This window comes from Nitratireductor indicus C115 (assembly GCF_000300515.1).
In the GTDB taxonomy this organism is placed as follows: domain Bacteria; phylum Pseudomonadota; class Alphaproteobacteria; order Rhizobiales; family Rhizobiaceae; genus Nitratireductor; species Nitratireductor indicus.
Genome location: NZ_AMSI01000008.1, coordinates 227,291 through 252,407 on the forward strand (window position 1 = coordinate 227,291; position 25,117 = coordinate 252,407).

Below are 25,117 nucleotides of genomic sequence, written 5' to 3' on the forward strand. Positions count from 1 at the left end.
ACCACATGTTGGTGTGATAGGACTTCATATGCGCCGCACACGGCGCCGGATTTGTCTTTTGCCAGCGGAGTTGCCTGATGGTCAAAACGCCGAGAACGCGCCATTCCAAAACCCAGCGGGAGCCGGTGACGATCGATCTCGATCCGGATCAGGTCAGGCGCGAGACGGCGGATGGAGGCGCGGCGGCGAAAGAGCCTGTGCAGACAGCAAAGCCCGATGCAGATGCGAGTGGAAAGACCGAAACGATGCAGCCGTCCAGCTCTGTGACCCCGGAAAGGGAAAAGGTTTCGGGTGCGGCTGCCGGAAAACCGGGCGAATTCGGGCGGCCGTCTTCCGGATCCGGGATTCCGGGGAACGACAAGCCGAAACAGGAAAAAGCGGAAGAGCCGAAATCGCAATCCGCGAAGCCTGCTACAGCGGCAAAGCCCACGGGGCGAGGCGCCGGCGGCATGTTCGGGGCGGGCGTTGCCGGTGGCGTGATTGCGCTCGCTCTTGCGGCGGGCCTGCAATGGTCGGGCCTTCTGCCCGGCCTCAGACCCGAGCCGAAGACGGCCGATCCGGCCATCGAAACGTTGCGTCAGCAGCTTGCTGCGCTGGAAACGAAGCTCAACGATCAGCAGGAGGCCCTCCAGGCCACGAACGGGGAGGACGTGAGTGCTGCCCTGACGCAGGCGACAGACCTCGCCAATTCGCTGGATGGACGCATTTCCGCGCTGAGTACCGAGCTTTCCACGCTCCAGCAGTCGGTCTCTTCCGGCGGGGCCGGCGAAGGGCCGGGCCTTGAGGCGCTTTCTGCACGCGTTGCCAAGATCGAGGAAGCGGGCTCCTCCAGTTCTGACGCGGGCGCTGTGAATGCGGCCGTCGAGCCGGTTTCCCGGCAGGTCGCGGAATTGCAGGTGGAATTGGGCAAGGTGTCTTCGAATGCCGATCAGGCCGCGAAGTCGGCCTCCGACAACGCGGCGGCGCTCGCCAATTTCGGCAATGAGCTTGCAACCTTGAAGGACCGTGTCGAGGAAGGCGGCAGCGCCTCGAAGCTGGCTGCAATCATGGCAGCGACGGCGTTGAAATCCGCCGTTGATCGCGGGTCATCCTTCTCCGGCGAACTCGATGCCTTTGCTGCTGTTGCGCCTGAAGGCGAGGCGGGTGCGCTGGAGGCGCTGCGCCCCTTTGCTGCAACCGGTCTTCCGAGCCGCGCCAGCCTGGCGGTCGAGGCCCCGCAGGTGGCGAGCAGCATCGTGCAGGCGACCAATCGTTCGGCGGCCAGCGATGGCGGCATGATCGACAGCCTTATGGCCAGTGCCCGCTCGCTCGTGGTGGTGCGTCCGGTGGGCAGTGTGGAAGGCAGCGAGCCGCCGGCTATTGCCGCCCGCATGGAGGCGGCGGTGATTGCCAATGACTACCGCAAGGCGCTGGCCGAATATGCGACCCTGCCGGAGGCGGGCAAGGCGGCTGCAGCCGATTTCGCCCGTAAGCTGGAAGCCCGGCAGGCCGCCGATGAGGCGCTCGACAGGGCGCTCTCCAATGCGCTCAAGGGGGCATAGCGCAGATGTTCCGCATTCTCTTCTATCTCGTTGTCATTTTCCTGCTTGGGCTGGGCTTTGCCTGGCTGGCCGATAGGCCTGGGCAGCTCGATCTCGTTTTCGCTGGCAATCGTTACGAGGTCTCGCTGATGACGGCGGCAGTGGCCGTTGTTGCCCTGGTGGCGGCGATCATGGTGTTGTGGTGGCTCGTTCGCAGCATCTGGACGAGCCCCTATACGGTGGCCCGCTATTTTCGGGTGCGCAGGCGTGACCGGGGTTATCAGGCGCTTTCCACGGGCATGATCGCGGCGGGTGCGGGGGATGGTGGGCTTGCGCGGCGTATGAGCCAGCAGGCAGCCAAGCTCATTTCCTCCGATCAGGAGCCGCTGATCCATCTTCTCGACGCTCAGGCCGCTCTGCTCGATGGGGATCGCAACGCGGCCCGCGAGAAGTTCACCGCCATGCTCGACGATCCGGAGATGCGCCTGCTCGGTCTGCGCGGGCTCTATCTCGAGGCCGAGCGCATGGGCGAACGTGAGGCCGCGCGGCATTATGCCGAGCGCGCTGCAGAAGCCGCCCCGCAGCTCGAATGGGCAGCGACGGCGGCACTCGAAGGCAAGACCGCGGAGGGAGACTGGGACGGCGCGATGAAGCTGCTCGACGGGCGCAAGCCGTCCGGAACGACGGCGAAGGAGGTGGCGTCCCGCCGTCGCGCCGTGCTGCTTACGGCCAAGGCCAACGATATTCTGGACAGCGATCCGCAAGCCGCGCGCATGGCAGGGCTTGAAGCCCACAAGCTGCGGCCCGATTTCGTGCCGGCCGCAGTCGTGGCGGGCCGGGCACTGTTCCGTCTCAATGAGCTGCGCAAGGGTTCCAAGGTGCTGGAGAGCGTCTGGAAGAAGGAGCCGCATCCCGAGGTCGCGGATGTCTATATCCATGCGCGGCCCGGCGATTCCGTACAGGACAGGCTGACGCGCGCCAAGCGTCTGGAATCGCTGAAGCAGAACAATGCGGAATCCTCCCTCATCGTCGGGCGCGCGGCGCTTGATGCCGGCGAGTTCAAACTGGCGCGTGAAGCCTGCGAGACTGCCGCGCGGCTGGGGCCGCGCGAAGCGGTCTATCTGCTCATGGCCGACATCGAGGAGGCCGAGACCGGCGATCAGGGGCGCGTGAGACAGTGGCTTGCCAAGGCGCTGCGTGCGCCGCGCGATCCCGCATGGGTGGCGGATGGCTTCGTTTCGGAGCGCTGGGCGCCCATTTCACCGGTTACTGGCAAGCTCGATGCGTTCGAATGGCGCACGCCCATTGAGCGTCTGGCGCAGGTGATCGAGGGCGAGGAGGATTTCACGCCGCCCGCCATTCCCGCGCCCGAGCCGGAAGCCCCCCAGAAGAACGACGACGCCATGGCCAAGGAGCCGGTCGTGATCGAAGCGGAAGCCGAGCAGCCGCCGATGCCGGATAAGCCAGAGACAGAGGAGAGCGTTTCGCCGAAACCTGCTGAAGCTGTCGCAACCGTCAGCAAGCCGGTTCCGGCAAACGCCAATTCTGTCGAAGAAGAGGAAGCCCCTGTCGCACCGCCTTCTCCCGACGACCCGGGTGTGGAACCGGATAAGGAAACGAATGGCTCGACGCAGAGCGGCTTCCGCCTATTTTAAAGAGGAAGACAGCGGCGATTCGCCTTCGGGCGGGTTGCTGCCACGGTTCAAACACCGGCATTGCAAGGCTTATGTTCGACAGTATTCTCTCCTTTCTGAAAGATCTTCCCGGCGGGGCTCGCGAAAAGCGGATTTCGCCCGAGGACGATCCGCGTGTGGCTGCGGCTGCCCTTCTCTTCACCGTGCTCGATGCGGACGGCATTCGCGACGACGCGGAGATGAAGCGGTTGCGGGAAATCCTGTCGGAAACATACGATGTGAGCGGAGCGGAGCTCGAACAACTGATGCAGGCCGGGGAAAAGGCCGAGCAGGAAGCCGTCGATCTTTACGCATTCACCAGTGTTCTCAAGCGGCATCTCGACGCCGATGCCCGCAAAGCGTTTATCGGTCTCATGTGGGGGATCGTCTTTGCGGATGGCGAAATGCACGAACTTGAGGATAATCTCGTTTGGCGCGTAGCCGAACTGATCGGGGTCGACAGCCGCGATCGGGTGCTGCTTCGCCAGGAAATCCAGGAAAAATCCAGCCGGAACTAGCCAGCAAACCATGCAAACCGGACCCAGTCGCAAGATTCTCATCGTTCTGCACCAGGAGACGTCGAGCGCGGGGAGGGTCGGGCAGGTCTTGCAATCCAGCGGCTTCTCGCTTGACGTGCGGCGGCCACCGCTTGGCCAGACGCTTCCCGACACGCTGGAAGATTATGCCGGTGCGGTCGTGTTCGGCGGGCCGATGAGCGCTAACGATCACGAAGATTACGTGCGCCGCGAGACCGATTGGCTTGAGGTTCCTCTCCGCGAAAACAAGCCGTTTCTGGGGATTTGCCTTGGTGCGCAAATGCTGGTGAAGCATCTGGGCGGGCAGGTCAAAGGCCATGATGGGGGGCTGGTGGAAATCGGCTGGTACCCGTTACGGGCAACCGAGGAGGGGCGGCGGCTTCTGCACTGGCCGGAGATGGTCTATCAGTTTCACCGCGAGGGGTTTTCGCTGCCACGGGACACCACCCTGCTTGCCACTGCGGAGACTTATCCCAATCAGGCCTTCCGATATGGAGAAAACGCGTGGGGCGTGCAGTTCCATGGCGAGCTGACACGCGCGATGATGCAGCGATGGGTGGTGCGCGGCGCGCAGCGCTTTGTCATGCCAGGCGCCCAGCCCGGACGCGATCATCTGGGCGGCAGGCTCGTCTGGGACCAGCATTTGAAGCAATGGCTGATCGATTTTCTCCAGTTGATCTTCGGCGGAGAGCATTCCGGGCATATCCGCGCCGGCGACGAAGCCCGTGGCCAGCATCCTGCCGGGCGCCGGATGGTCGGGCGGCGCGGGGTGGCGTAGACGCGGTCGTTTATGCTTCGCCTTTCGGCAAGCTCAGGATGTTCACGGTGAGGGAGGCTGAGAGCTTCAAACCCGGAACCACGCACAGCGCTATTGCGGTGAGACCCAGGACATAACCGAAATGGTTACGCCTCCATGTTCTGTGTGCTTTAGCCGCAATCCCGCGCTTGCGGGAGCCGCGTCCTGCTCAATGCCTGCGTGAAAGCTCCCGCGTGGCGGTTTCCAGGCCGGACAGAGTGAGCGGGTACATGCGGTTTGTGAAAATCTCCCGCAGCATCTGGATGGAGTGGGTGTAGCCCCAGTGCTTCTCCGGCACTGGATTCAGCCAGATCGTGTTCGGCCATTGCGCGAGCACGCGGTCGAGCCAGACATGCCCTGCCTCCTTGTTCCAGTGCTCCACCGAGCCGCCGGGATAGGCGATCTCGTAAGGGCTCATCGAGGCGTCGCCGACAAAGATCACCTTGTAATCGGGCCCGTATTTGTGAAGCACATCAAGCGTCGGGGTCACTTCGGAATAGCGTCGGCGATTGTCCTTCCACACGCCTTCATAGAGGCAGTTGTGGAAGTAGAAATATTCCATGTGCTTGAACTCTGCGCGCGCGGCCGAAAAGAGCTCCTCCACGATGCGGATATGGTCGTCCATGGAGCCGCCCACGTCGAAGAACATCAGGAGCTTCACGGCGTTGCGGCGTTCGGGACGGGTGCGCACATCCAGATAGCCGTGCTCGGCAGTCGCCTGCACCGTGCCGGGCAGGTCGAATTCTTCCTCCGCGCCCTCGCGCACCCAGCGGCGCAGGCGCTTCAGCGCTACCTTGATGTTGCGAGTGCCGAGTTCGACCGTGTCGTCGAAGTTCCTGAATTCGCGCTTATCCCAGACTTTCACCGCGCGGCGGTGGCGCGATTCATGCTGGCCGATGCGTACGCCTTCGGGATTGTAGCCATAGGCGCCGAAGGGGGAGGTGCCCCCTGTTCCGATCCATTTGCTGCCGCCTTGGTGCCGGCCCTTCTGCTCCTCGAGCCGCTTCTTCAGCGTTTCCATCAGCTTCTCGAAGCCGCCCAGGGCCTCCACGAGTTTCTTTTCCTCATCTGTGAGATGTTTTTCCGCCAGCTTGCGCAGCCACTCCTCGGGTATCGGGCGCTCCTCCACGCCCTCCGGCCCTGTGACCGCCTCGACGCCTTTGAAGACATGGCCGAACACGCGGTCGAACCGGTCGATATGCCGTTCGTCCTTCACCAGTGCCGTGCGGGCGAGATAATAGAAGCCTTCCACATCATAGGTGACGAGGCCCTTCTCCATGCCCTCAAGCAGCGACAGATATTCGCGCAGCGAGACCGGCACGCGCGCTGCCTTGAGTTCCAGGAAGAAGGGGATGAACATCGTCCTCAGTTCCGCTGGTATTTGATGAACGGGGTCAGTTTGGCAATGCGGTCATAGAGTTTGCGGGCGGTCTCGTTGAAGTCCTGCGTCATCCAGTAGACATTGGCGGCGCCTGTTTCATCGGCCTTTTTGTAGACCGCCTCGATCAACGCCCGGCCTATGCCCTTGCCGCGGATTTCCGGGTCGGCGTAGAGATCTTGCAAGTAGCAATTGTTGCCGATGGCCCAGCATGTGCGGTGGAACATGTAATGCACCAGACCGACCGCCTTGCCGTCGACCTCGGCAATCAGCCCGTTCGGCTCGTATTCGCCCGTATCGTGAAGCCGCTTCCAGGTGCTGGCGTAGACTTCCTCGGGCACGCTCGTCTTGTAGAACTCCAGATAGGAGGTCCAAAGGCGACGCCATTCCTTTTCGTCTGATCTGGCGAGCGGGCGGATCGTGATGTCGGTCATTGTCTTTCCCCTGCTGAGAGTAGCTCCACTCTTTTCGCGGAGGAACCGCCCGGCAAGGGCCAGCGGCCTTCAGGCTTTGCGCCTGAATATGCCGATTGGGGGGATCACTGCCGACGCGTCATGAAGGCGAGCTTCTCGAACAGGTGCACGTCCTGTTCGTTCTTCAGCAATGCGCCGTGGAGCCGGGGAAGGGCGTTTTTCGCGTCTGTGCGCAGGTCCTCCGGCTGCACGTCATCGGCGACGAGCAGCCTTATCCAGTCCAGTGCCTCCGAGGTCGAAGGCTTCTTCTTCAGGCCCGCCATTTCGCGGATCTCGTAGAACTGGGCAAGCGCTTGCGAAACGAGCTTCTGCTTGATGCCGGGATAATGAACCTCGACGATGCGGGTCAGCGTTTCAGCATCGGGAAAGCGGATATAATGGAAGAAGCAGCGGCGCAGGAAGGCGTCGGGCAACTCCTTCTCGTTGTTGGAGGTGATGATGACGATGGGCCGGTTGACGGCGCGTATCGTCTCGCCCGTCTCGTAGACGAAGAATTCCATCTTATCGAGTTCCTGGAGGAGATCGTTGGGAAACTCGATATCGGCCTTGTCGATCTCGTCGATCAGGAGAACGCACTTGCGCTCTGCGGCGAATGCCTCCCAGAGCTTGCCGCGCTTTATGTAGTTTGCGATGTCGTTGAAGCGCTCGTCGCCCAACTGGCTGTCGCGCAGGCGCGATACGGCGTCATATTCGTAAAGCCCCTGCTGCGCGCGCGTGGTGGACTTGACGTGCCATTCGATCAGGTCGAGGCCGAGGCTTGCCGCCACCTGTCGGGCGAGCTCCGTCTTGCCGGTGCCGGGCTCCCCCTTGACCAGGAGAGGGCGCTCCAGCGCAATTGCCGCGTTGACGGCCACCATCAGATCCTTGTCGGCCACATAATCCGCCGTGCCTTCAAAACGCATGCTTTTGTCCCAGGAGTTTGTTCAAGTCGAAACGTTATAGATCGGCTTTTCATTTGATGGAAACGCCGCCCCGCTCAATCTTCTTGTTCTTCGGTGTTGATGCACGTGCCAGATGGAGCCGCCCGCGCGCAAAATGCCTCAGCGAAATTATGGGGTGAAAATTGCGAGTGCAAGCGCATCGTTCCACTGGCGCAGATGCGCGGCGGGCCTTATATTGGGTTCCAGCGATCTGCGCTTCCCGACAGGAAAACTTATCCCCGGGGCCTTATTGATCCTTAAGGGAGCTGTTCCTGACCCGGCCCGTGGGCTTGGTCACACGGCGCCCACCTACATTGTAGGTTCCCGGGATCAACATTCCATCGGTCGCCGTGGATCGCGACCTTCCTCTTTTTGCCCATGTGGCTCTATCTTCTTGATTTTCTGCATTCAGATGGGCGCATGGAGTTCCCAGCTGGCTGCTATATGCTCTAGTCTGGCGGGCATGCAGTCACATCTCGCACTCCCACGTTCTGCCTTTGCTGATAGCTTGCCATGACATCCTCCCGCGATCTCAAGAAAGAACTCCGCCGGCAGGCGCTGGCCAGGCGCGATGCGCTGGATGTGGCGTGGCGGGCGCAGGTGGCATTTTCGCTTGTCGACTGGGCCTCCAGGCTCGATCTGCCGCCCGACGCGGTGGTGGCGGGCTTCTGGCCAATGCGTTCTGAAATGGATGTGCGGCCGCTGATGGAAGCGCTTGCCGAACGCGGTGCGCGGCTCTGTCTGCCGGCGATCCTCGACAAGACCACCATCGTCTTCCGGGCATTCATGCGCGACGCGCAACTCGTCGACATGGGCTTCGGCACGCAAGGGCCCGGCTCGGCGGCTGCCGTGCTTGAGCCCGACCTGATGCTCGTGCCGCTCGCGGCCTTCGACGGGCGGGGACACCGGATCGGCTATGGCGCCGGGTATTATGATCGGGCCATAGCGCGGCTTGCCGAGCGTGGCCGCAAGCCGCGGCTGATCGGCATTGCCTTCGATTGCCAGGAGGTGGAGCGCGTGCCCGATGAGGATCATGACGTGGCAATTGCTGAAATCCTGACCGAAAGCGGCTTGCGCCGCCTCGCTTCAGCTTTATAGAAGAGCCCATGCGATTTCTGTTTCTTGGCGACATGGTGGGGCGGTCCGGCAGGACGGCGGTCTGGGACAAGCTTCCGGGACTGATTTCCGACTTCAGGCTCGATTTCGTGGTGGTGAATGGCGAGAACGCGGCAGGCGGTTTCGGCATTACCGAGGAGATTTTCCGCAACACGCTCGATGCGGGCGCGGATGTGGTGACCACGGGCAATCACGTCTGGGACCAGCGCGAGGCGCTGACTTTTGCGCCGCGCGAGGAGCGTTTCCTGCGGCCTGCGAATTTTCCCAAGGGTACGCCCGGCCGGGGCTCGGGCGTCTATATCGCGCGTAACGGGGCGCGTGTGCTCGTTTCCAACATCATGGGCCGGGTCTTCATGCATCCCGAGCTCGACGATCCCTTCGCCTGTGGGGAGGATGTGCTTGCGGCCTGTCCGCTGGGCGAGCAGGCGGATGCGGTGATCATCGATTTTCACGCCGAGGCGACCTCGGAGAAGATGTGCTTCGGCCATTTCGTCGACGGACGCGCAAGCGTTGTCGTAGGCACGCATACCCACCAGCCGACCGCCGACCATCAGATTCTCGATGGCGGGACGGGTTATCTTTCCGACGCAGGCATGTGCGGCGATTACAATTCCTCGCTCGGCATGGACAAGGATGAACCGTTGAACCGTTTTACCGCTAAGGTGCCCAAGGGGCGCTTCGAAGCGGCAAACGGACCGGCGACCATCTGTGGACTTGCTGTCGAGATTTCCGACCGTACCGGTCTTGCCGAAAAGATTGCGCCGTTGCGGCTCGGGCCGCGTCTTGAGGAAACCGTTCCCGCCTTCTGGCGTTGACGGGGCGGGACCTCGTTCCTACTTCTGCTGGAATTAGCCGCTTCGCGGGCCTCCGTCCGGGCCGGCCCGGACGGTGCTGAAGATTTTCCATCGAGGGGGCTCCAATGGAATGGCTTGCCGGATATTTCGACTTCGTTTCCAGCCCGGAGGCCTGGGTTGCCCTGGCCACACTCGTGGTGCTGGAGATCGTGCTCGGCATCGACAATCTGATCTTCATTTCCATCCTGACGAACAAGCTGCCGCCTGAAAATCAGGCCTCGGCGCGACGCATAGGCATCGGGGCTGCGCTCATTCTGCGACTGGCGCTTCTGGCCACCATCTCCTTCATCGTTCAGCTCACGGCGCCGGTCTTCACCCTTTTCGGCCACGGCTTCTCCTGGCGCGACCTGATCCTGATCGCCGGCGGCCTGTTCCTCGTCTGGAAGGCCACGAAGGAAATCCATCATTCGGTCGATCCCGTGGACGGCAAGGAAAACATGATGGGCAAGGTGACGATGACGGTGGGCGCCGCCATCGTTCAGATATTGATGCTCGATCTCGTTTTTTCCATCGATTCCATCATCACCGCCGTTGGCATGACCGACGAGATCGCCATCATGTTTATCGCTGTCATCAGTGCGGTGACCGTGATGCTGATCGCCGCCGAGCCGCTGTCACGCTTCATCGCGGCCAATCCCACCGTGGTCATGCTGGCGCTCGCCTTCCTTCTGATGATCGGCATGACGCTGATTGCCGACGGAATGGGCTTCCACGTGCCGAAGGGCTATATCTATGCGGCCATGGGCTTTTCCGCCCTTGTGGAAGGCCTGAACATGCTGGCGCGACGCAAGCGGGCCCATGACAGGGAGCTTGCCGCCGGAAAGACGCTGGAATAGAGCGGCTTCATCCCGCGCGCATGCGGTTCAGACGCCCCGCAGCACCACGATGGTAGGGCGGCGGGGCAGCGTATCGATCGAGATCGATATGGCGGCTGTGTCGCGGAAATCCAGATCGAAAGCCGCGCCCATGCGGCTCGTGAACTCGCTGAGCGGCGTCGCATGGCGATGCATGGGCAGGATGATCGATGAGGACAGCCGGCGGGCGATTTCGCTCATGCCGTCGAGGGAAAGGGTTAGCCCGCCATCAATAGGCACCATCAGCACATCCAGGCGGCCTATCGCTGCGTAGTGAGCGTCTTCCAGCCGGTGGTGCAGATGTCCCAGATGGCCGATGCACAGTCCTGCGACCTCGAAGATGAAGATGGAATTGGCGTTGGGCTCCACAAGGCCGTAGCGGTTGATATCAGTCGTGACATTACGGATGTAGACATCGTCCACCATCAATGAATGGCTGGCAGGCTCGCCATTTTCGCCCCAGCCGTGCAGGACATGCTCGATGGCCGGGTCGGGGTTCATGGAATAATGGGTGGAATGGGCCTTGTTCATGGTGACGACGCCCGGCAGCGGGTCGTTCCCGTAAGCGCCGGAATAATCCGTGGCGATGGTGACGCCGGCAGGCGTGCGGATCACATAGGTGGAATGGCCCGCATAGGTGATCGTAACGGGGTCGCCCCGTCCAGCAACGGGCGTGGCGAAAGAGGCGTAGATCACGTGGGGAAGGGCCTGCGCGACGGCAAGGCACGTGCTCGGTCGTTGCCGGGCCTGGTCCGACACTTGCGCTACGGCAAGCGGGATGGCGATGATGGACCATAACAGAATGGCGGTCATGCGGAGTCCGTTCATGCGGGCATTCATGGCAGGCATCTCCCGTGATGTTGGTCGCGGCTTCAGGTCTCGCATTCTGCCGCTTCGGCTTCCTTGCAGCGCGATGGTGCGCGGTTCTGGACGTTTGCGGCCAATTTCACTATAAGGCGCCACAATTCCGATGTTTTCAAAAGACCGTGAGAAGGAGCCCCATGGCCGGTCATTCCCAATTCAAGAACATCATGCACCGCAAGGGCCGGCAGGATGCCGTCCGCTCGAAGATGTTTTCCAAGCTGGCGCGTGAAATCACCGTTGCCGCCAAGGCCGGCCTGCCTGATCCCGCGATGAACCCGCGCCTGCGTCTGGCGATCCAGAACGCCAAGGCCCAGTCCATGCCGAAGGACAATATCGAGCGCGCCATCAAGAAGGCCGCCGGCGGCGATTCCGAAAACTACGAGGAAGTGCGCTACGAAGGCTATGGCCCCGGTGGCGTGGCGGTCATCGTTGAGGCGCTGACCGACAACCGCAACCGCTCTGCCTCCAACATTCGCGCGGCCTTCACCAAGGCTGGCGGATCGCTTGGCGAGACGGGCTCCGTTTCCTTCATGTTCGACCGGGTGGGCGAGATCGTCTATCCGGTGAGCGTCGGCGATGCCGACAAGGTGATGGAAGCTGCTATCGAGGCAGGCGCTGAAGATGTTCAGTCCGATGAGAACGGCCATGTCATCATCTGCGGCTTCGAGGATATCGGCGAGGTGACGTCGGCGCTGGAAACGGCGCTCGGCGAGGCGGAATCGGTGAAGGCGATCTGGCGTCCGCAGACCGGCACGCCGGTGGACGAGGAGCGCGCGCAGTCGATCCTCAAGCTGGTCGCCACGCTTGAAGATGATGACGATGTGCAGAACGTCTATGCCAATTTCGAGGTGGACGACGCCACGCTCGCCAAGCTCAGCGCGGCCTGAGCGTGGTGAGCGAACTGAAGCATTTTGCAGTCAGGTGGAAACACCTGACGTCCGCATAAATGCGGAAAAATGACAAGATAGAGCATCCTTTGTGCGTCCGAGAGGACGCACGGCGCTCCAGCGTTGCGATCACCTATTGCACGCAATGCCAGTGGCTCCTGCGGTCCGCGTGGCTCGCGCAGGAGCTCCTGTCCACCTTTTCGACAGAGCTGGACGAAGTGGCGCTGAAGCCCGGCACGGGCGGTATTTTCGAGATCACCTGCAACGGCGTTCTGATCTGGGAGCGCAAGCGTGATGGCGGCTTCCCCGATGCCAAGACGCTGAAACAGCTCGTTCGCGATCAGATCGATCCCGAACGGGACCTTGGCCATATCGACAGGACAGAAACAAAAAACCCGCCGGAATAGGCGGGTTTTTTGTTTGATCTTTTCCGAGGCCGGACACGGTCGGCAAGACCGCCCGGAGCGTATCGAGCTTAGATGCCCAGGCCCTGGTAACGCTGCTTGAACTTGGAGACGCGGCCGCCGCGGTCAACCAGCGACTGCTGGCCGCCGGTCCACGCCGGATGCGAGGACGGGTCGATGTCGAGCTGCAGCGTGTCGCCTTCCTTGCCCCAGGTGGAGCGGGTCTCGTACTCGGTGCCGTCGGTCATGACGACTTTGATCATGTGATAGTCGGGATGAATTTCGGCTTTCATCGGTCTGTCCTGAACTTGGTTGGCGGGTTTCAATTCATCCGCTCTTGCGGCAATTGCACCCATCTTCAAAACTTGAAGCCGCGGCCAAGGAAGGCTACGGCTTCGCAGAGGTTGGCGAGCCTATACATCAGGCGTTTCGCCAAGACAAGGCTTGAGCGGTGCACAATTTGTCCATCGCGGCATTGCGACGACTGAAGGGGATGGGGCGGATGGCGCGCACCGACACGGATACGGGGGCAGGTGGCACGGCAGGCAAGAGGCGCTCCCTGCAGCCGTTGAGGCGCCTGTTCCCCTATATCGGGCGTTATCCGGGCCTGATGGCGGGTGCCGTATTCTTCCTCATCCTTGCAGCGCTTGCCACGCTCACACTGCCGCTCGCCGTGCGTCGCATGATCGACCATGGTTTCTCTGAACAGGATTCCATCTTCATCGCCAATTATTTTTCCATGCTGGTGGTGGTGGCCGCAGTGCTCGCACTGGCTTCGGCAGGGCGGTATTTCTTCGTCATCACGCTCGGCGAACGGGTGGTGGCGGATTTGCGGCGCGACGTGTTCGATCATGTCACCCGGCTTTCGCCAGGCTTCTTCGACAGCGTTCAGTCGGGCGAGATCGTTTCGCGGCTCTCGGCGGATGCGACGCAGGTCAAATCGGCGGTCGGTGCGACGGCATCCGTGGCACTTCGCAATCTCATCATGGGGCTCGGTGCCGTCGGGATGATGGTTGTCACCAGTCCGCGCCTCTCTCTATTGGTGGTGCTTGCCATTCCGGTGATCGTGTTTCCGCTTGTCGCCTTCGGTCGCTCGGTGCGCCGCCGTTCGCGCTTCGCGCAGGATACGCTTGCCACGGCGACCGCCTATGCCAGCGAACAGATTGGCGCGGTGCGCACGTTGCAGGCCTTCACGGGTGAGAAAGCCGTGCGCGGCAAGTTTTCAAACGCCATCGAGACGGCCTTCGCGGCGGCACGGTCCTCGATCTTCGCGCGTTCGCTCCTCACTTTCTTCGCGATCTTCATGACGTTCTCGTCGGTTGTCGCGGTTCTGTGGTTCGGCTCACGCGATGTGCTTTCGGGCGCCATGACGCCCGGAACGCTCGGCCAGTTCCTGCTTTACTCCGTTCTCGCGGCCGGGGCACTCGGCGCCCTCTCCGAGGTTTGGGGTGAGCTGTCGCAGGCCGCAGGCGCTGCGGAGCGCATGAGCGAGCTTCTGGCGGAAGACCCGGCCATCGTTGCGCCTGCAAATCCCGTTGCCCTGCCGCAGCCGCCGCGCGGCGCGGTTTCCTTCGAGGATGTTTCCTTCGCCTACCCGACACGGCGCGACCGTTCGGCCCTGCATGGGTTGTCCTTTGCAGTGGAGCCGGGGGAGACAATCGCCATTGTCGGCCCCTCGGGGGCGGGCAAGAGCACCATCTTCTCGCTGCTCCTGCGGTATTACGATGTCGATGGCGGGCACGTCCTGCTGGACGGCGTCGATGTGCGTTCGGCCGATCCGCAGGCGCTTCGCTCGCGCATGGCAATCGTGCCGCAGGATGTGACGATCTTTGCCGCAAGTGCTGCCGAGAACATCGCCTTCGGGCGGCCGGAGGCCTCGCGTGCAGAGATCGAGGCGGCGGCGAAGGCGGCGCTTGCCCATGATTTCATTTGCGAGCTTTCTGAGGGGTATGACACGCCGGTCGGCGAGCGTGGTGTCACGCTCTCGGGTGGTCAGAGGCAGCGTGTGGCGATTGCGCGCGCCATTTTGCGCGATGCGCCGATCCTGCTTCTGGACGAGGCCACGTCGGCACTCGATTCCCAAAGCGAAACGCTGGTGCAAAAGGCGCTTGAGCATCTGATGAAAGGCCGCACGACGCTGGTCATCGCGCATCGGCTGGCGACCGTACTCAAGGCCGACCGCATCCTCGTTCTCGATGAAGGGCGCATCGTGGAAGCGGGTACCCATGTAGAACTCGTGGCGAGAGGTGGTGTTTATGCCAAGCTCGCCAGCCTGCAGTTCGAAGCCGGAGCCAATGCTTTCGGGGACGCGGCGGAATAGCTCTTCGTTTCGGGCTTCCCGCCTTCGCTGTAATCGCAGCTATGCGCCGTAGCGTGCTTCCAGGTGGCGAAGGAAATGAGCCGCGTTGAGCGGTTCGCCCGTCGCCCGCTCAATGAGTTCCGGCGTGGACCAGCGCGATCCCTGCGACCAGATGCGGTCGCGCCGCCAGGCGTTGACCGCTTCGAAATCGCCGGCAGCGATCTGCGCATTCACGTCGGGCATGTCCTTTTCGATGGCCGCCCATTGCTGGGCCGCGATCATGGCGCCGAGCGTGTAGGAGGGGAAATAGCCGAACGCGGCAGAGGGCCAGTGAACATCCTGCATCGGGCCGTCTTGCGGTGTGTCGATGGTTGAAAGACCGAGATAGGCGCGCATTCTGGCGTCCCACGCCTCCGGCAGGTCGCGGGCTTCCAGTGTGCCGGAAATCAACTCCTGCTCCAGCTCGAACCGCAGAATGACGTGAAGCGGATAGGTCACCTCATCCGCGTCGACGCGGATCAGTCCGGGCTCGACATGGTGGACATGGGCGAGAATCTCGTCTTGCGACCATTTTTCACCGAGATGGTTTTCGACCACCGGCAAGGCCCATTCCCAGAACGCGGGGTTGCGGCCGATCTGCTTTTCAACGAACAGGCTCTGGCTTTCATGGATCGCCATGCCGCGCGCCTTGCCCAGGGGCCAGTGCGCCCAGCGAGCGGGCAGGTTCTGCTCATAAAGGGCATGGCCCGTTTCGTGCAGAATGCCCATCAGCGAGGACAGGAACTCTCCGGTCTTGTAGCGGGTGGTGATGCGGACATCCGTCGGGACACCGCCGCAGAAAGGATGGTGCGAGACGGAAAGACTGCCGCGCGTCAGGTCGAAGCCGACGGCTGCCATCATGGAGAGCCCCAGCTCGCGCTGACGCTCGACGGGATAGGAGCCGGAAAGGGCGCGGAGCGGCTGCCGCTCCAGCCGCCGCGCCTGCGCTTCCAACGCACGCGGCACGAAATCGACGAGGAAGTTCTTCAGTTCACCGAACACCGGTGTGATTTCGGCTGCCCGATTGCCGGGGTCGTATTGCTCCATGAGGGCGTCATAGGGGGCAAGATCGAGTGCCTCGGCGCGCATGTGGGCTTCTTCGCGGGCAAGGTCGATCACACCTTCCAGCGCCGGCAGGAAGCCAGCCCAGTCGCCGCGTTCGCGCATCTCGCGCCACAGCTGTTCGGAGCGCATGCGCGTGCGTGTCTGCCGCTCCACGAAGTCGGACGGAAGGCAGGTCAGGTTGGTGTAGTGGCGGCGGAATTCCGCGACGGCGGCCTTTTCCTCCGCGTTCAGATCTTCCGCTTCGGCGGCTGCGATCCAGTCGCCGATCTCCGGCGCGGTCGACTGGCGGTGCGCCATGCCGGCAAGCGTGGACATGGCTTCAGCCCGCGCCTCACCGCCACCGGGCGCCATGTGGGTGGCCTCGTCGGCGCCGAGAATGGCAAGCGCGTGGTCGAAGGCTTGCAGCCTGCGGCAGAGTTCATCGAGCTTCTGGAAGGACATGCGGAAACCTCGCTTGATACGGAACAGCCGGGGCAAGGGAACCGCCCGGCCGTGCAGAAGGACGTCAGCTCAGCGTTCGGTGAGCTTGAGCTCGATGCGGCGGTTGCGGGCGCGGGCTTCCGGCGTCTCGGCCGTATCGAGCGGCTGGTACTCGCCGAACCCGGCGGCAACAAGGCGATTGGCCGGAACGCCGTTCTGGATCAGGAACTTCACCACAGCCGTCGCACGCGCGGTGGAGAGCTCCCAGTTGTCGCGGAAGCGTCCGGTGCCGGAAAGCGGCACGTTGTCCGTGTGGCCGTCCACGCGCAGCACCCAGTTGATTTCCGGGGGGATTTCCTTCTGCAGTTCGAGGATGGCCTCGGCGAGTTTCTTCATCTCGGCCTCGCCATTCGGATTGATCTCGGTCGCGCCCGAGGAGAAGAGCACTTCAGACTGGAAGACGAAACGGTCGCCGACGATGCGGATGTTCTCGCGGTCGGACAGAATTTCGCGCAGCCGTCCGAAGAAGTCCGAGCGGTATCGGTTCAGCTCCTGAACGCGCTGGGCAAGAGCGACATTCAGGCGGCGACCCAAATCCGCGATCTTGGTGTTGGATTCGCGGTCGCGCTTCTCGGATGCCTCAAGTGCCGCCTCCAACGCACCGATCTGCTTGCGGAGCGCTGAAATCTGCTGGTTCAGGAGTTCGACCTGTGACAGTGCGCGCTGGCTGATCTGGCGCTCGCTGTCCAGCGCGCCGCTCAATTCGCCGATGCGCACGGCGGCTTCCTCGCTCTGGCCGCTGCCGCTGTCGAGAAGCTGCTGCAGGCGTGATTTTTCCGCTTCGGCATCGGCAAGGGAGGCGCGGAGGCTGGCGAGAGCGTCCTCCGCATCCTGTGAATTCGCCTGCTCAAGCGCCAGAAGCTGCGTCAGCTCGTTGATCTGTGCGTTCAACCGGTCGAGCACGGCATCCTTGCCGCTGATTTCCTGGCTCAGGAAATACTGCGCAAGCACGAAGACCGAGAGCAGAAACATGATGGCGAGCAGAAGCGTCGCCAAGGCGTCCACGAAGCCCGGCCAGTAATCGACGCGACGGTCGCTGCGGCGTCCTCGGGCGAGCGCCACGTCAGCTGTCCCGCCGTTTCAGGGAGGTCGCTATCTTCTCCAGTGTGGTGCGCAGGGCCTTTTGCTCCTCGGCCTGGGATTCCACCCAGTCGCGCATCATCTGCTGTTCCTGGCGCATGTTCTTCACCAGTCCGGAAATGCCTTCGGCAAGATTGGCCATGGAGGCCGCAAGGCGCGGGTTGGTGGCGCCGCCCTCCTGCACCGTTCGCAGCTTTTCGGCCAGGGCCTGCAACTGCTCGGATGTGTTGCCGCGGCCCTCGGCGAGGTCGGAACCCAAGTCTGTGACGGAGGAAAGCCAGTTTTCAAGTTCGGTATAGAAGCGGTTCTGGGCGCGGCCTGCCTGCAGGTCGAGGAAACCCAGGATCAGCGAGCCCGAGAGGCCGAACAGCGAAGACGAAAACGCCGTTCCCATACCGTCGAGCGGCGCGGACAATCCGCTTTTCAGCGCGCCCAGAACATCGTTGGCGTTGCCGGAGGCCGGGTCGAGGGACTGGATCGTGTCGCCGATGGAGCCGATGGTCTGCAACAGACCCCAGAAGGTGCCAAGCAGGCCGAGAAAGACCAGAAGACCGATCAGGTAGCGCGAGATGTCGCGGCTTTCGTCGAGGCGGGTGGCGATCGAATCGAGGATCGAGCGCATGGAGCTGGTGGAAAGGGCGACCGATGAAGAGCGGCTGAGCAGCGCCTTCATCGGAGCGAGCAGCACCGGGTCCGAGGCATCCCCGCCGGCGCGGAAGGAATTGACCCAGCGCACTTCCTTGAAAAGGCGGATCACCTGCTGAAAGGCCAGTAATATGCCGATCAGGAGCACGCCCAGGATGAGCCCGTTCAGGCCGGGGTTCGTCTGGAAGGCCGACGAAACCTGGCGGAACAGGATCGCGGCGACAAAACCGGCTATCGCCAGGAAGATCAGCATCGAGTACAGGAAAACCTGTGGGCTGGACAATGTGTGGGGATCGTAATCGATCCCTCCGGAAAGTCCGTCATCCTCCCGCGATTTCAGCAAGGCCATCCGCTCCTCAAGTCCTTTGCGACGCTGAATCAACCATGATTCCGATAGCGCAGACTGTAATCGCAAATATGACGAAATTGAAAGTGACCGCACGCATGTGCTTAGCCGAGCATAAGCAATGGCCGTCCCCGGCGCTCGTCTCAGGCGAGGGGAGCGACGCTTTCGAGCGGAATGTCGACGCCGATCAGCGCCAGCATGTGCTGGAAGGTGGCGAGGTCGTAATCCGGGCTCTCGGTGGCGAGCCCGAGAATATAGCCGTTGCCCGGCTTTCCATCGCCGATGCCGGCGACGATCGCCTCCGCGGGATCGAGAAACATGCAGTTCGGGCGTGCCTTCTCGAAAAATGGGCGCAGCCAGGGAAGATGCGTGCTCGACAGCGTCAGGACATCGATGTCCGGATACCGGGCGAAGATGTCGCCGGTGAAGGCGTTGACTGCTTCCTGTGTGGTGACGGGATCAAACAGAAAAGAACCGTCTTCCACCAGGGCGACCATCGAGGATGCGTTGAAGGTCGCCACGCGTTGCGGGTTATCGGTGTGTCTTGCGATGAATGGCGGCAGCATCTCGCTTTCGATGAGCGAGCGCACGCCCATGATGCCCACCGATCCGCTTTGCGACGCTTCCAGTGCTTCGGCCAGCGGCGGGAAGACATCGAAAATCGGTACCGGGCTGAAGGGTTTCAACGCATCGAAGACCATGATCGAGGGAGCGTTCGAAGCGATGACGATTGCGCAGGGATCGTAGCCGGAGAGAAAATCGATCGTTGCGCGCATGGTGGCCAGCATGCGCTCCCGGCCCATCGCGCCGTAGGGAAAGCTCGCCCGATCGGCGAAATAGAGAATGTCCTGCCTGGGCAGGCGCTTCCTGATCTCGGTGACAATGGCGTAGCTGCCGATACCGGCATCGAAAACCGCTATGGGCCGGTGCAGAGACGTCAAACCGGTTCTCAGCGGGCCGGTTGGGCGAGCGTCTTCACGAGCGCGCGGTGGATCAGCTCATTGCCGGCGACAATCTTGCCCGTATCGAACATGGCCTGACCACCTTCCTTGTCGGAGACGAAACCGCCTGCTTCGCGCACCATGAGGATGCCGGCGGCAATATCCCAGGGAGAAAGCGAATCTTCCCAGAAGCCGTCCATGCGCCCGGCTGCGACATACGCCAGATCGAGGGCCGCCGAACCCAGGCGGCGAATGCCCGCGGTTTCTGCCATAACGTTGCGCAGATCGAGCAGGGATACGCCGTGATGGCCACGGCCAAGATGGGGGATGCCGGTGCCGATCACGCAATCTGATAGCTTGGTGCGGGCCGCGACGCGCAGGCGGCGGTCGTTCAGGAAGGCGCCGCCGCCGCGCTCGGCGGTGTAGAGCTCATCCATGGCCGGATTGTAAATGACGCCTGCCACGATCTGCCCCTGGCGTTCCAGCGCGATCGAGATCGAGAAGATCGGAATGCCATGCAGGAAGTTGGTGGTGCCGTCCAGAGGATCGATGATCCAGCGATGCTGGGGATCGTCGCCCTTGATGGTACCGCCTTCCTCCATCAGGAAGGAATAGCCGGGGCGCGCACGCGACAACTCGGCGTGAATGATCTCCTCGGCCTTGCGGTCGGCCTGGCTGACATAGTCGCCGGGGCCTTTAAGGGAGACCTGCAGGTTCTGCACTTCGCCGAAATCGCGGGCAAGCGAGCGGCCCGCCTTCATCGCGGCCTGAACCATGACATTGATGATTGCCGAACGGGCCATGTGATTTCAGCCTTCGTCTTTATGCTTGCCTGCGGAAATTCGGTTGGTTGCGCCGGGGCTTATTCGCCGCGGCGCAGATACGTGATTTCGTTCGTGTCGACCACGATCCGTTCGCCCGACTGAATGAAGGGCGGAACCATAACGCGCACGCCGTTTTCCATCACGGCGGGCTTGTAGGAAGAGGCTGCCGTCTGGCCCTTCACGACCGGGTCGGCTTCCACCACCTGAAGGGTCACCTGATCCGGCAGGGAGATGCCGATCGGCTTTTCCTCATAGAGCTCCACAGTGACGGTCATGCCGTCCTGAAGGAAGGCGGCGCGGTCGCCGACGAAATCCTTCTGCAGCTCAAGCTGCTCGTAGGTTTCAGAATCCATGAACACCAGGGCTTCTTCCTGCTCGTAGAGGAACGTGAAGTCCTTCTGTTCGAGACGAACCTTCTCGACCGTCTCGGCGGCGCGGAACCGCTCATTGAGCTTGGTGCCGTCGATCAGGTTCTTCAGTTCGACCTGGTTGTAGGCGCCGCCCTTGCCGGGCTTCACCGCGTTGGTCTTGACCGCAACCCAGAGGCCGCCATTGTGTTCGATGACGTTGCCGGGGCGGATTTCGTTGCCATTGATTTTCATGATGAGACGTCCTGCGGGTCCTTGGCGCGTCGAAGCGCGCAATTTGGCGCTTCCAAGACCATAAAACGCCTGCCAAGGCAAGCCGGTGGGCCAAAGATGAACCTCGAAAAGGTCAGCGCAACCGATTGGCGCGCTGTATCGCTTCCTTCATTTCCTCCGGGGTGAGGCCGGCAAGGAAGTCCTCCATCTGGGGGTCGATGAGGCCTGCGCGGCGTGCGGAGATATACCAGGCGGCAGCCTCCTGCACATCGCCTTCCGTGCCGATGCCCGCGCGATAAAGTTTCGCCAACCGGTTCTGGGCAGCGATATTGCCGCCTTCGGCGGCGCGCTTGAGCCAGGCGAAACCCTCTTGCGGGTTGCGCTCGCCGCCGCGACCCTCGACCATCCATGTGCCCAGATCGAGCTGTGCGGTATCGAAGCCCTGCCGGGCGGCCAGAAGCAGCCAGCGGCGCGCTTCCTTGCCGTCGATCTCGCGCCCGCCGAAACCGTTCGCATAGACCTGCGACATGGCATATTGCGCGTCGGCCAGGCCGGCATCGGCGGCGCTCTGGTAGTAAGCGACAGCGCGCTTCTCGTTCTCGAAGCCAGGATGCTTGTCGAGGATCATCTGCGCCACGTTGAACTGGGCCAGCCGGTTGCCATTGTCTGCTGCGACCTGCATCAGCTCATAAGCACGATTGGTATCCTTGGGCACGAAATTGCCGTCGAGCAACATCAGCGCGTATTGGAACTGGGCTTCGGGCACGCCCTGTTCTGCCGCCTTGGCGTACCATTCGGCAGCTTTCTTCGCATTGCGCGGCATGCCGAGGCCCCGCGCATAGATTTCGGCGATCAGCGTCTGGGCCGCCGCATCGCCACTCTCGGCGCGCGGGAGAGCGAGATTATGGGCCGTGATGTAGTAACCGCGCTGAAATGCGCCATAGGCAGCATCCGGCAAGGTTCCGAAGCGGCTGGGGTCGACCCGGTCGATGGTGGGGCTGCTCAAGGGACGGTCGCCCGGCGGTTCAAGACGGTCCATGCGCTGGGGTGGGGCAGATTCTTCCGCCGCATCGGGTGCTGCCGCGTAAGTGTTTCCCAGTCCCGCAAACAGGGATGCGGCGATCAGGCATACCGCTGTCTTGCGTCCAGACATTCCTAGGCTCCTTCGAAGTGCGACGCCGCCCTGTCGAGAAGGGCATTGGCTTCGGCAACGGCACGGGCCGGGTCCGTCTCGTCGGAGAAGACGGCTGAACCCAGAGCCACGAAATCGGCCCCGGTGCGCGCCACGGCCTCCACCGAGGAAAGCTCGTTGCCGCCGAGCACGATGCAGGGCACCTGCACCATCTCGGACCACCACGTGGCGAGGGTGAGATTGCGCGGGTGCGGCTCGGGCTTGTTGTCATAACCGAAGCGGCCAAAGAACACGTAGTCGGGCTGAACCTCGCCGCGTTCGAGCGCATCGTCGCGCGTCTTGATGCTGCCTGTGCCGATCATCATGCGGTCCTGGTATTTCTCGGCTGTCTCAGCAAGGCTTTCCAGGGAGCCTTCGACATGAATGCCATCAGCCTTTGCGCGGGTGGCGATGCGGGCCGGGCCGGCGATCATCACGGCCACGCCATGTGCCTGCGCAATGGGCGTCAGCCGCTCGGCACGCGCCTGGAAGCTTACCTCGTCCTGCCCATAGTCGGGAATGATGAGAGAGGCGACATCTCCTGCGGCCAGCGCCGCCTCGACATGGCTGTCGTCATTGGCGGCAAGCTCAGGGGGTGGGGCGATCAATACGAGGCGGCAGCGGTTCTGCATGGTCTCAAACTCCTGCTTGCCCAGCGAACGGGCCATCCGAAGACGCCCGCTGGTGGGCCGGCCCCGTTCTGGCCGGTCATTTTGGTTGGAATGGGGCATAGACGAACCACGGGGCGTGGGACAAGGAGAATCGCCCGAACACGAAAAACGGATGACGCTCCCCCCCCCCCCCGGAGCCCGCCGATATTGGCGCCAGCTCTTCCCTGTCCTGAATGGATGCTCTATGCCTTTGCGACCAGCCAGCCGATATTCATGACAGAGCTTCTTTCAAACCCAGCATTCTATATGGCCGCCATTCCGGCAGTGCTTCTCGTCGGCTTGTCGAAAGGCGGTTTCGGCGGCGCCATGGCGCTGCTTGGCGTCCCGCTGATGACGCTGGCGGTGCCGCCGGTGCAGGCCGCTGCGATCCTTTTGCCGATTCTCATCGTGATGGACATGGTTTCGTTGTGGGCCTGGCGCGGCTTCTATGACCGGCGAACGCTTGCCATTCTTCTGCCGGGCGCGGTGATCGGCATAGCCATTGGCTGGGCCACGGCCACCGTCGTCACCGAGGGGCATGTGCGCATTCTCGTCGGCCTCGTGGCGCTGGCGTTCTTCCTGCGCTGGTTGTTCGAAAAGCTCGGAGGGCGCGAGCGCACGGCGCGTCACAGTGTGCCGCGCGGGCTGTTCTGGGGTTCGACTGCGGGCTTCACCAGCTTCGTCGCGCATGCGGGCGGTCCTCCCTACCAGGTCTATGCGCTGCCGCTTCGGCAAGACCCGAAGATCTACACGGGCACCAGCGTTGTGTTCTTCGCCGTGGTCAATCTGGTGAAGCTCGTTCCCTATTTCGCGCTCGGTCAGTTCGACCGCACCAATCTCATGGCTTCGGCCATGCTGGTGCCTGTCGCCATGCTGGCGACGCTTCTGGGGGTCTGGGGTGTCAAGCGTATGCGCCCCGAGCTCTTCTACCCGTTCATGTATGTCATGGTGCTCATCGTTTCCCTGAAGCTGATCCATGACGGCGCCTCAGACCTTATGGGGTGGTGACGGGTCGGGGGCCGTGTGCTTAATAGGCGCAAATTGCGGGAGGTTTTTCGTGTCCGAAAATATTTATGAACGGGATCTCGACAAGAATCCCGCGAACTATCAGGCCCTGACGCCGCTGGTGCTTCTTGAGCGTGCGGCCAAGGTGTTTCCTGAACGCATCGCGATCATCCACGGTGAGGCCAGCGTAAACTACGCCACGTTCTGGGAACGCTCGATCAAGCTTGCCTCCGCCCTTTCCGCGCACGGTATCGGCAAGGGCGATACCGTGACCGTGATGCTGTCGAATACGCCTCCCATGCTGGAAGCCCACCATGGTGTTCCGATGACCAAGGGTGTCCTGCATTCGCTCAACACGCGCCTTGATGCGCCGATCATCGCTTTCCAGCTCGACCATGCGGAAAGCAAGGTCGTGATCGTCGACCGCGAATTCTCCAGTGTGATGAAGGAAGCGCTCGAGCTTGCAAGCGTCAAACCGCTCGTAATCGATTACGACGATCCCGAATATGCGCAGGACGCGCCGCATCCCAAGGGCGAACGTATCGGAAGCATCGATTACGAGGCGTTTGTCTCCTCCGGCGATGCAGGGTTTGCATGGTCGCTCCCCGATGACGAATGGGATGCCATCGCGCTCAATTATACGTCGGGCACGACGGGCAATCCGAAGGGTGTGGTCTATCACCATCGCGGTGCGGCGCTGATGGCCTATGCGAACACGGTGCATGCCGCGCTTGGATCGGGGGCCGTCTATCTGTGGACCTTGCCCATGTTCCACTGCAATGGCTGGTGCTTTCCCTGGACGCTCGCGCTGACCGGGGGAACACATGTGTGCCTGCGCTGGGTGCGCGCGAAGGCGATGTACGATGCTATCGCCGATCATGGCGTCACGCATCTGTGCGGTGCGCCGATCGTCATGTCGACGCTTCTGAATGCTCCCGATGACCAGAAGCGCGGTTTTACACAGACGGTGACCTTCAATACCGCTGCCGCGCCGCCGCCGGAAACGGTTCTGTCGGGTATGGCGAGGGCCGGCTTCGTGGTCACGCATCTTTATGGGCTGACGGAAACCTACGGTCCTGCAGTCGTCAACGAATGGAAGGCGGAGTGGGATGAACTGGACGATGCCGGCCGCGCTTCCCGCAAGGCGCGCCAGGGTGTGCGCTATGCAGCGCTCGACGACCTTACGGTGATGGACCCGGAGACGATGGTGGAAACGCCGCGCGACGGCGAGACCATCGGCGAGGTCATGTTCCGCGGCAACATCGTGATGAAGGGTTACCTCAAGAACAAGGTCGCCACGGGTGAGGCCTTTGCCGGCGGATGGTTTCATTCGGGCGATCTCGGGGTGATGCACCCCGACGGCTATATTCAGCTCAAGGACCGCTCCAAGGACATCATCATCTCGGGGGGCGAGAACATCTCCTCCATTGAGGTAGAGGATGCCCTCTACAAGCATCCGGCCGTTGCCGCATGCGGAGTGGTGGCCAAGAGCGATGAGAGATGGGGCGAAACGCCCATCGCGTTTGTGGAACTGAAGGAAGGAAGGCAGGCAACGGAAGAGGAGATCATCGCCCATTGCCGTTCGTTGCTTGCTCATTTCAAGTGCCCGAAGAGCGTGATTTTCTCCGAAATCCCAAGGACGTCGACAGGCAAGATCCAGAAGTTCCGGCTGCGTGATCTGGTGAAGTCGCTTTAGGGTCGAAACCCAATCAAACT

The 25,117-nt window shown here is 62.2% G+C and carries 25 protein-coding genes and 1 other RNA gene; 13 read left to right on the forward strand and 13 right to left on the reverse strand.

Annotated features, from left to right (window positions below; translation table 11 throughout):
- Positions 1-77 precede the first annotated feature (77 nt).
- From NA8A_RS13515 to NA8A_RS13530, 4 genes are all read left to right on the forward strand, one after another.
- The gene (locus NA8A_RS13515; RefSeq protein ID WP_009450874.1) at positions 78-1,541 is read left to right on the forward strand and encodes a tail protein; all 1,464 of its coding nucleotides are present in this window, start codon (positions 78-80) and stop codon (positions 1,539-1,541) included.
- Positions 1,542-1,546: 5 nt separating this feature from the next.
- A complete protein-coding gene (locus tag NA8A_RS13520) occupies positions 1,547-3,175 on the forward strand; it encodes a heme biosynthesis protein HemY (protein WP_009450875.1) in 1,629 nt (542 codons plus the stop codon).
- Positions 3,176-3,246: 71 nt separating this feature from the next.
- Complete coding sequence (locus NA8A_RS13525) at positions 3,247-3,711, forward strand: tellurite resistance TerB family protein (protein ID WP_009450876.1); 465 nt, start codon at positions 3,247-3,249, stop codon at positions 3,709-3,711.
- Between the two features lie 10 nt (positions 3,712-3,721).
- A complete protein-coding gene (locus NA8A_RS13530; RefSeq protein WP_009450877.1) occupies positions 3,722-4,507 on the forward strand; it encodes a glutamine amidotransferase in 786 nt (261 codons plus the stop codon).
- 187 nt (positions 4,508-4,694) lie between these two features.
- On the opposite strand, the gene NA8A_RS13535 is transcribed toward NA8A_RS13530, so the two are convergent.
- From NA8A_RS13535 to NA8A_RS13545, 3 genes are all read right to left on the reverse strand, one after another.
- Positions 4,695-5,885: a vWA domain-containing protein gene (locus NA8A_RS13535; RefSeq protein ID WP_009450878.1), complete on the reverse strand. Its 1,191-nt coding sequence runs from the start codon at positions 5,883-5,885 to the stop codon at positions 4,695-4,697.
- Positions 5,886-5,890: 5 nt separating this feature from the next.
- Complete coding sequence (locus tag NA8A_RS13540) at positions 5,891-6,337, reverse strand: GNAT family N-acetyltransferase (protein ID WP_009450879.1); 447 nt, start codon at positions 6,335-6,337, stop codon at positions 5,891-5,893.
- Positions 6,338-6,441: 104 nt separating this feature from the next.
- Complete coding sequence (locus tag NA8A_RS13545) at positions 6,442-7,278, reverse strand: AAA family ATPase (protein WP_009450880.1); 837 nt, start codon at positions 7,276-7,278, stop codon at positions 6,442-6,444.
- Positions 7,279-7,501: 223 nt separating this feature from the next.
- Here NA8A_RS13545 and ssrS point away from each other — a divergent pair.
- The 4 genes from ssrS (at position 7,502) to NA8A_RS13560 (ending at position 10,102) form a co-directional block, all read left to right on the forward strand.
- A non-coding RNA gene (gene ssrS / locus NA8A_RS24710) (6S RNA) lies at positions 7,502-7,657 on the forward strand.
- Positions 7,658-7,809: 152 nt separating this feature from the next.
- Positions 7,810-8,394 carry a 5-formyltetrahydrofolate cyclo-ligase gene (locus NA8A_RS13550; RefSeq protein ID WP_009450881.1) on the forward strand — a complete coding sequence of 195 codons (585 nt, stop codon included), beginning with the start codon at positions 7,810-7,812 and terminating at the stop codon, positions 8,392-8,394.
- Between the two features lie 8 nt (positions 8,395-8,402).
- On the forward strand, positions 8,403-9,227 hold the full coding sequence (locus tag NA8A_RS13555; RefSeq protein ID WP_009450882.1) for a TIGR00282 family metallophosphoesterase: 825 nt from the start codon (positions 8,403-8,405) through the stop codon (positions 9,225-9,227).
- A 104-nt stretch (positions 9,228-9,331) separates the two neighbouring features.
- The gene (locus NA8A_RS13560) at positions 9,332-10,102 is read left to right on the forward strand and encodes a TerC family protein (protein WP_009450883.1); all 771 of its coding nucleotides are present in this window, start codon (positions 9,332-9,334) and stop codon (positions 10,100-10,102) included.
- Positions 10,103-10,129: 27 nt separating this feature from the next.
- Here the strand turns inward: NA8A_RS13560 and NA8A_RS13565 are convergent, their stop codons facing one another.
- Positions 10,130-10,948, reverse strand: coding sequence for an MBL fold metallo-hydrolase (locus NA8A_RS13565; RefSeq protein WP_040672608.1), 819 nt, complete (start codon positions 10,946-10,948; stop codon positions 10,130-10,132).
- 173 nt (positions 10,949-11,121) lie between these two features.
- Between NA8A_RS13565 and NA8A_RS13570 the strand changes: the two genes are divergently transcribed.
- Both NA8A_RS13570 and NA8A_RS13575 read left to right on the forward strand, forming a co-directional pair.
- Positions 11,122-11,871, forward strand: a complete 750-nt coding sequence (locus NA8A_RS13570; protein ID WP_009450885.1) for a YebC/PmpR family DNA-binding transcriptional regulator — start codon at positions 11,122-11,124, stop codon at positions 11,869-11,871.
- A 59-nt stretch (positions 11,872-11,930) separates the two neighbouring features.
- Entirely contained in the window at positions 11,931-12,278 is a 348-nt protein-coding gene (locus NA8A_RS13575) for an Rdx family protein (RefSeq protein ID WP_009450886.1), read from the forward strand.
- Between the two features lie 68 nt (positions 12,279-12,346).
- On the opposite strand, the gene rpmE is transcribed toward NA8A_RS13575, so the two are convergent.
- Positions 12,347-12,568 (reverse strand): 50S ribosomal protein L31, encoded by a 222-nt coding sequence (rpmE, locus tag NA8A_RS13580; RefSeq protein WP_009450887.1) that lies wholly within the window; start codon positions 12,566-12,568, stop codon positions 12,347-12,349.
- Between the two features lie 209 nt (positions 12,569-12,777).
- Between rpmE and NA8A_RS13585 the strand changes: the two genes are divergently transcribed.
- Positions 12,778-14,595: an ABC transporter transmembrane domain-containing protein gene (locus NA8A_RS13585; RefSeq protein ID WP_009450888.1), complete on the forward strand. Its 1,818-nt coding sequence runs from the start codon at positions 12,778-12,780 to the stop codon at positions 14,593-14,595.
- Between the two features lie 39 nt (positions 14,596-14,634).
- Here NA8A_RS13585 and NA8A_RS13590 read toward each other — a convergent pair whose 3' ends face one another.
- The 8 genes from NA8A_RS13590 to NA8A_RS13625 all read right to left on the reverse strand — a co-directional run bounded on the left by NA8A_RS13590 (position 14,635) and on the right by NA8A_RS13625 (position 22,414).
- Positions 14,635-16,119: a carboxypeptidase M32 gene (locus NA8A_RS13590; protein ID WP_009450889.1), complete on the reverse strand. Its 1,485-nt coding sequence runs from the start codon at positions 16,117-16,119 to the stop codon at positions 14,635-14,637.
- Between the two features lie 69 nt (positions 16,120-16,188).
- A complete protein-coding gene (locus NA8A_RS13595; protein ID WP_009450890.1) occupies positions 16,189-17,220 on the reverse strand; it encodes a peptidoglycan -binding protein in 1,032 nt (343 codons plus the stop codon).
- A 1-nt stretch (position 17,221) separates the two neighbouring features.
- Positions 17,222-18,232 carry a MotA/TolQ/ExbB proton channel family protein gene (locus NA8A_RS13600; RefSeq protein ID WP_009450891.1) on the reverse strand — a complete coding sequence of 337 codons (1,011 nt, stop codon included), beginning with the start codon at positions 18,230-18,232 and terminating at the stop codon, positions 17,222-17,224.
- 140 nt (positions 18,233-18,372) lie between these two features.
- The gene (locus tag NA8A_RS13605) at positions 18,373-19,170 is read right to left on the reverse strand and encodes a glutamate racemase (RefSeq protein ID WP_009450892.1); all 798 of its coding nucleotides are present in this window, start codon (positions 19,168-19,170) and stop codon (positions 18,373-18,375) included.
- An 8-nt stretch (positions 19,171-19,178) separates the two neighbouring features.
- Complete coding sequence (locus tag NA8A_RS13610) at positions 19,179-19,973, reverse strand: inositol monophosphatase family protein (protein ID WP_009450893.1); 795 nt, start codon at positions 19,971-19,973, stop codon at positions 19,179-19,181.
- 59 nt (positions 19,974-20,032) lie between these two features.
- Complete coding sequence (efp, locus tag NA8A_RS13615) at positions 20,033-20,596, reverse strand: elongation factor P (protein WP_009450894.1); 564 nt, start codon at positions 20,594-20,596, stop codon at positions 20,033-20,035.
- 112 nt (positions 20,597-20,708) lie between these two features.
- Positions 20,709-21,728 carry a tetratricopeptide repeat protein gene (locus NA8A_RS13620; RefSeq protein ID WP_009450895.1) on the reverse strand — a complete coding sequence of 340 codons (1,020 nt, stop codon included), beginning with the start codon at positions 21,726-21,728 and terminating at the stop codon, positions 20,709-20,711.
- Between the two features lie 2 nt (positions 21,729-21,730).
- Complete coding sequence (locus NA8A_RS13625) at positions 21,731-22,414, reverse strand: thiamine phosphate synthase (RefSeq protein WP_009450896.1); 684 nt, start codon at positions 22,412-22,414, stop codon at positions 21,731-21,733.
- Positions 22,415-22,630: 216 nt separating this feature from the next.
- Here NA8A_RS13625 and NA8A_RS13630 point away from each other — a divergent pair, with 216 nt between their 5' ends.
- Both NA8A_RS13630 and NA8A_RS13635 read left to right on the forward strand, forming a co-directional pair.
- A complete protein-coding gene (locus NA8A_RS13630) occupies positions 22,631-23,404 on the forward strand; it encodes a sulfite exporter TauE/SafE family protein (protein ID WP_040672611.1) in 774 nt (257 codons plus the stop codon).
- A gap of 49 nt (positions 23,405-23,453) precedes the next feature.
- Positions 23,454-25,097 (forward strand): acyl-CoA synthetase, encoded by a 1,644-nt coding sequence (locus NA8A_RS13635; RefSeq protein WP_009450898.1) that lies wholly within the window; start codon positions 23,454-23,456, stop codon positions 25,095-25,097.
- Positions 25,098-25,117: the final 20 nt, after the last annotated feature.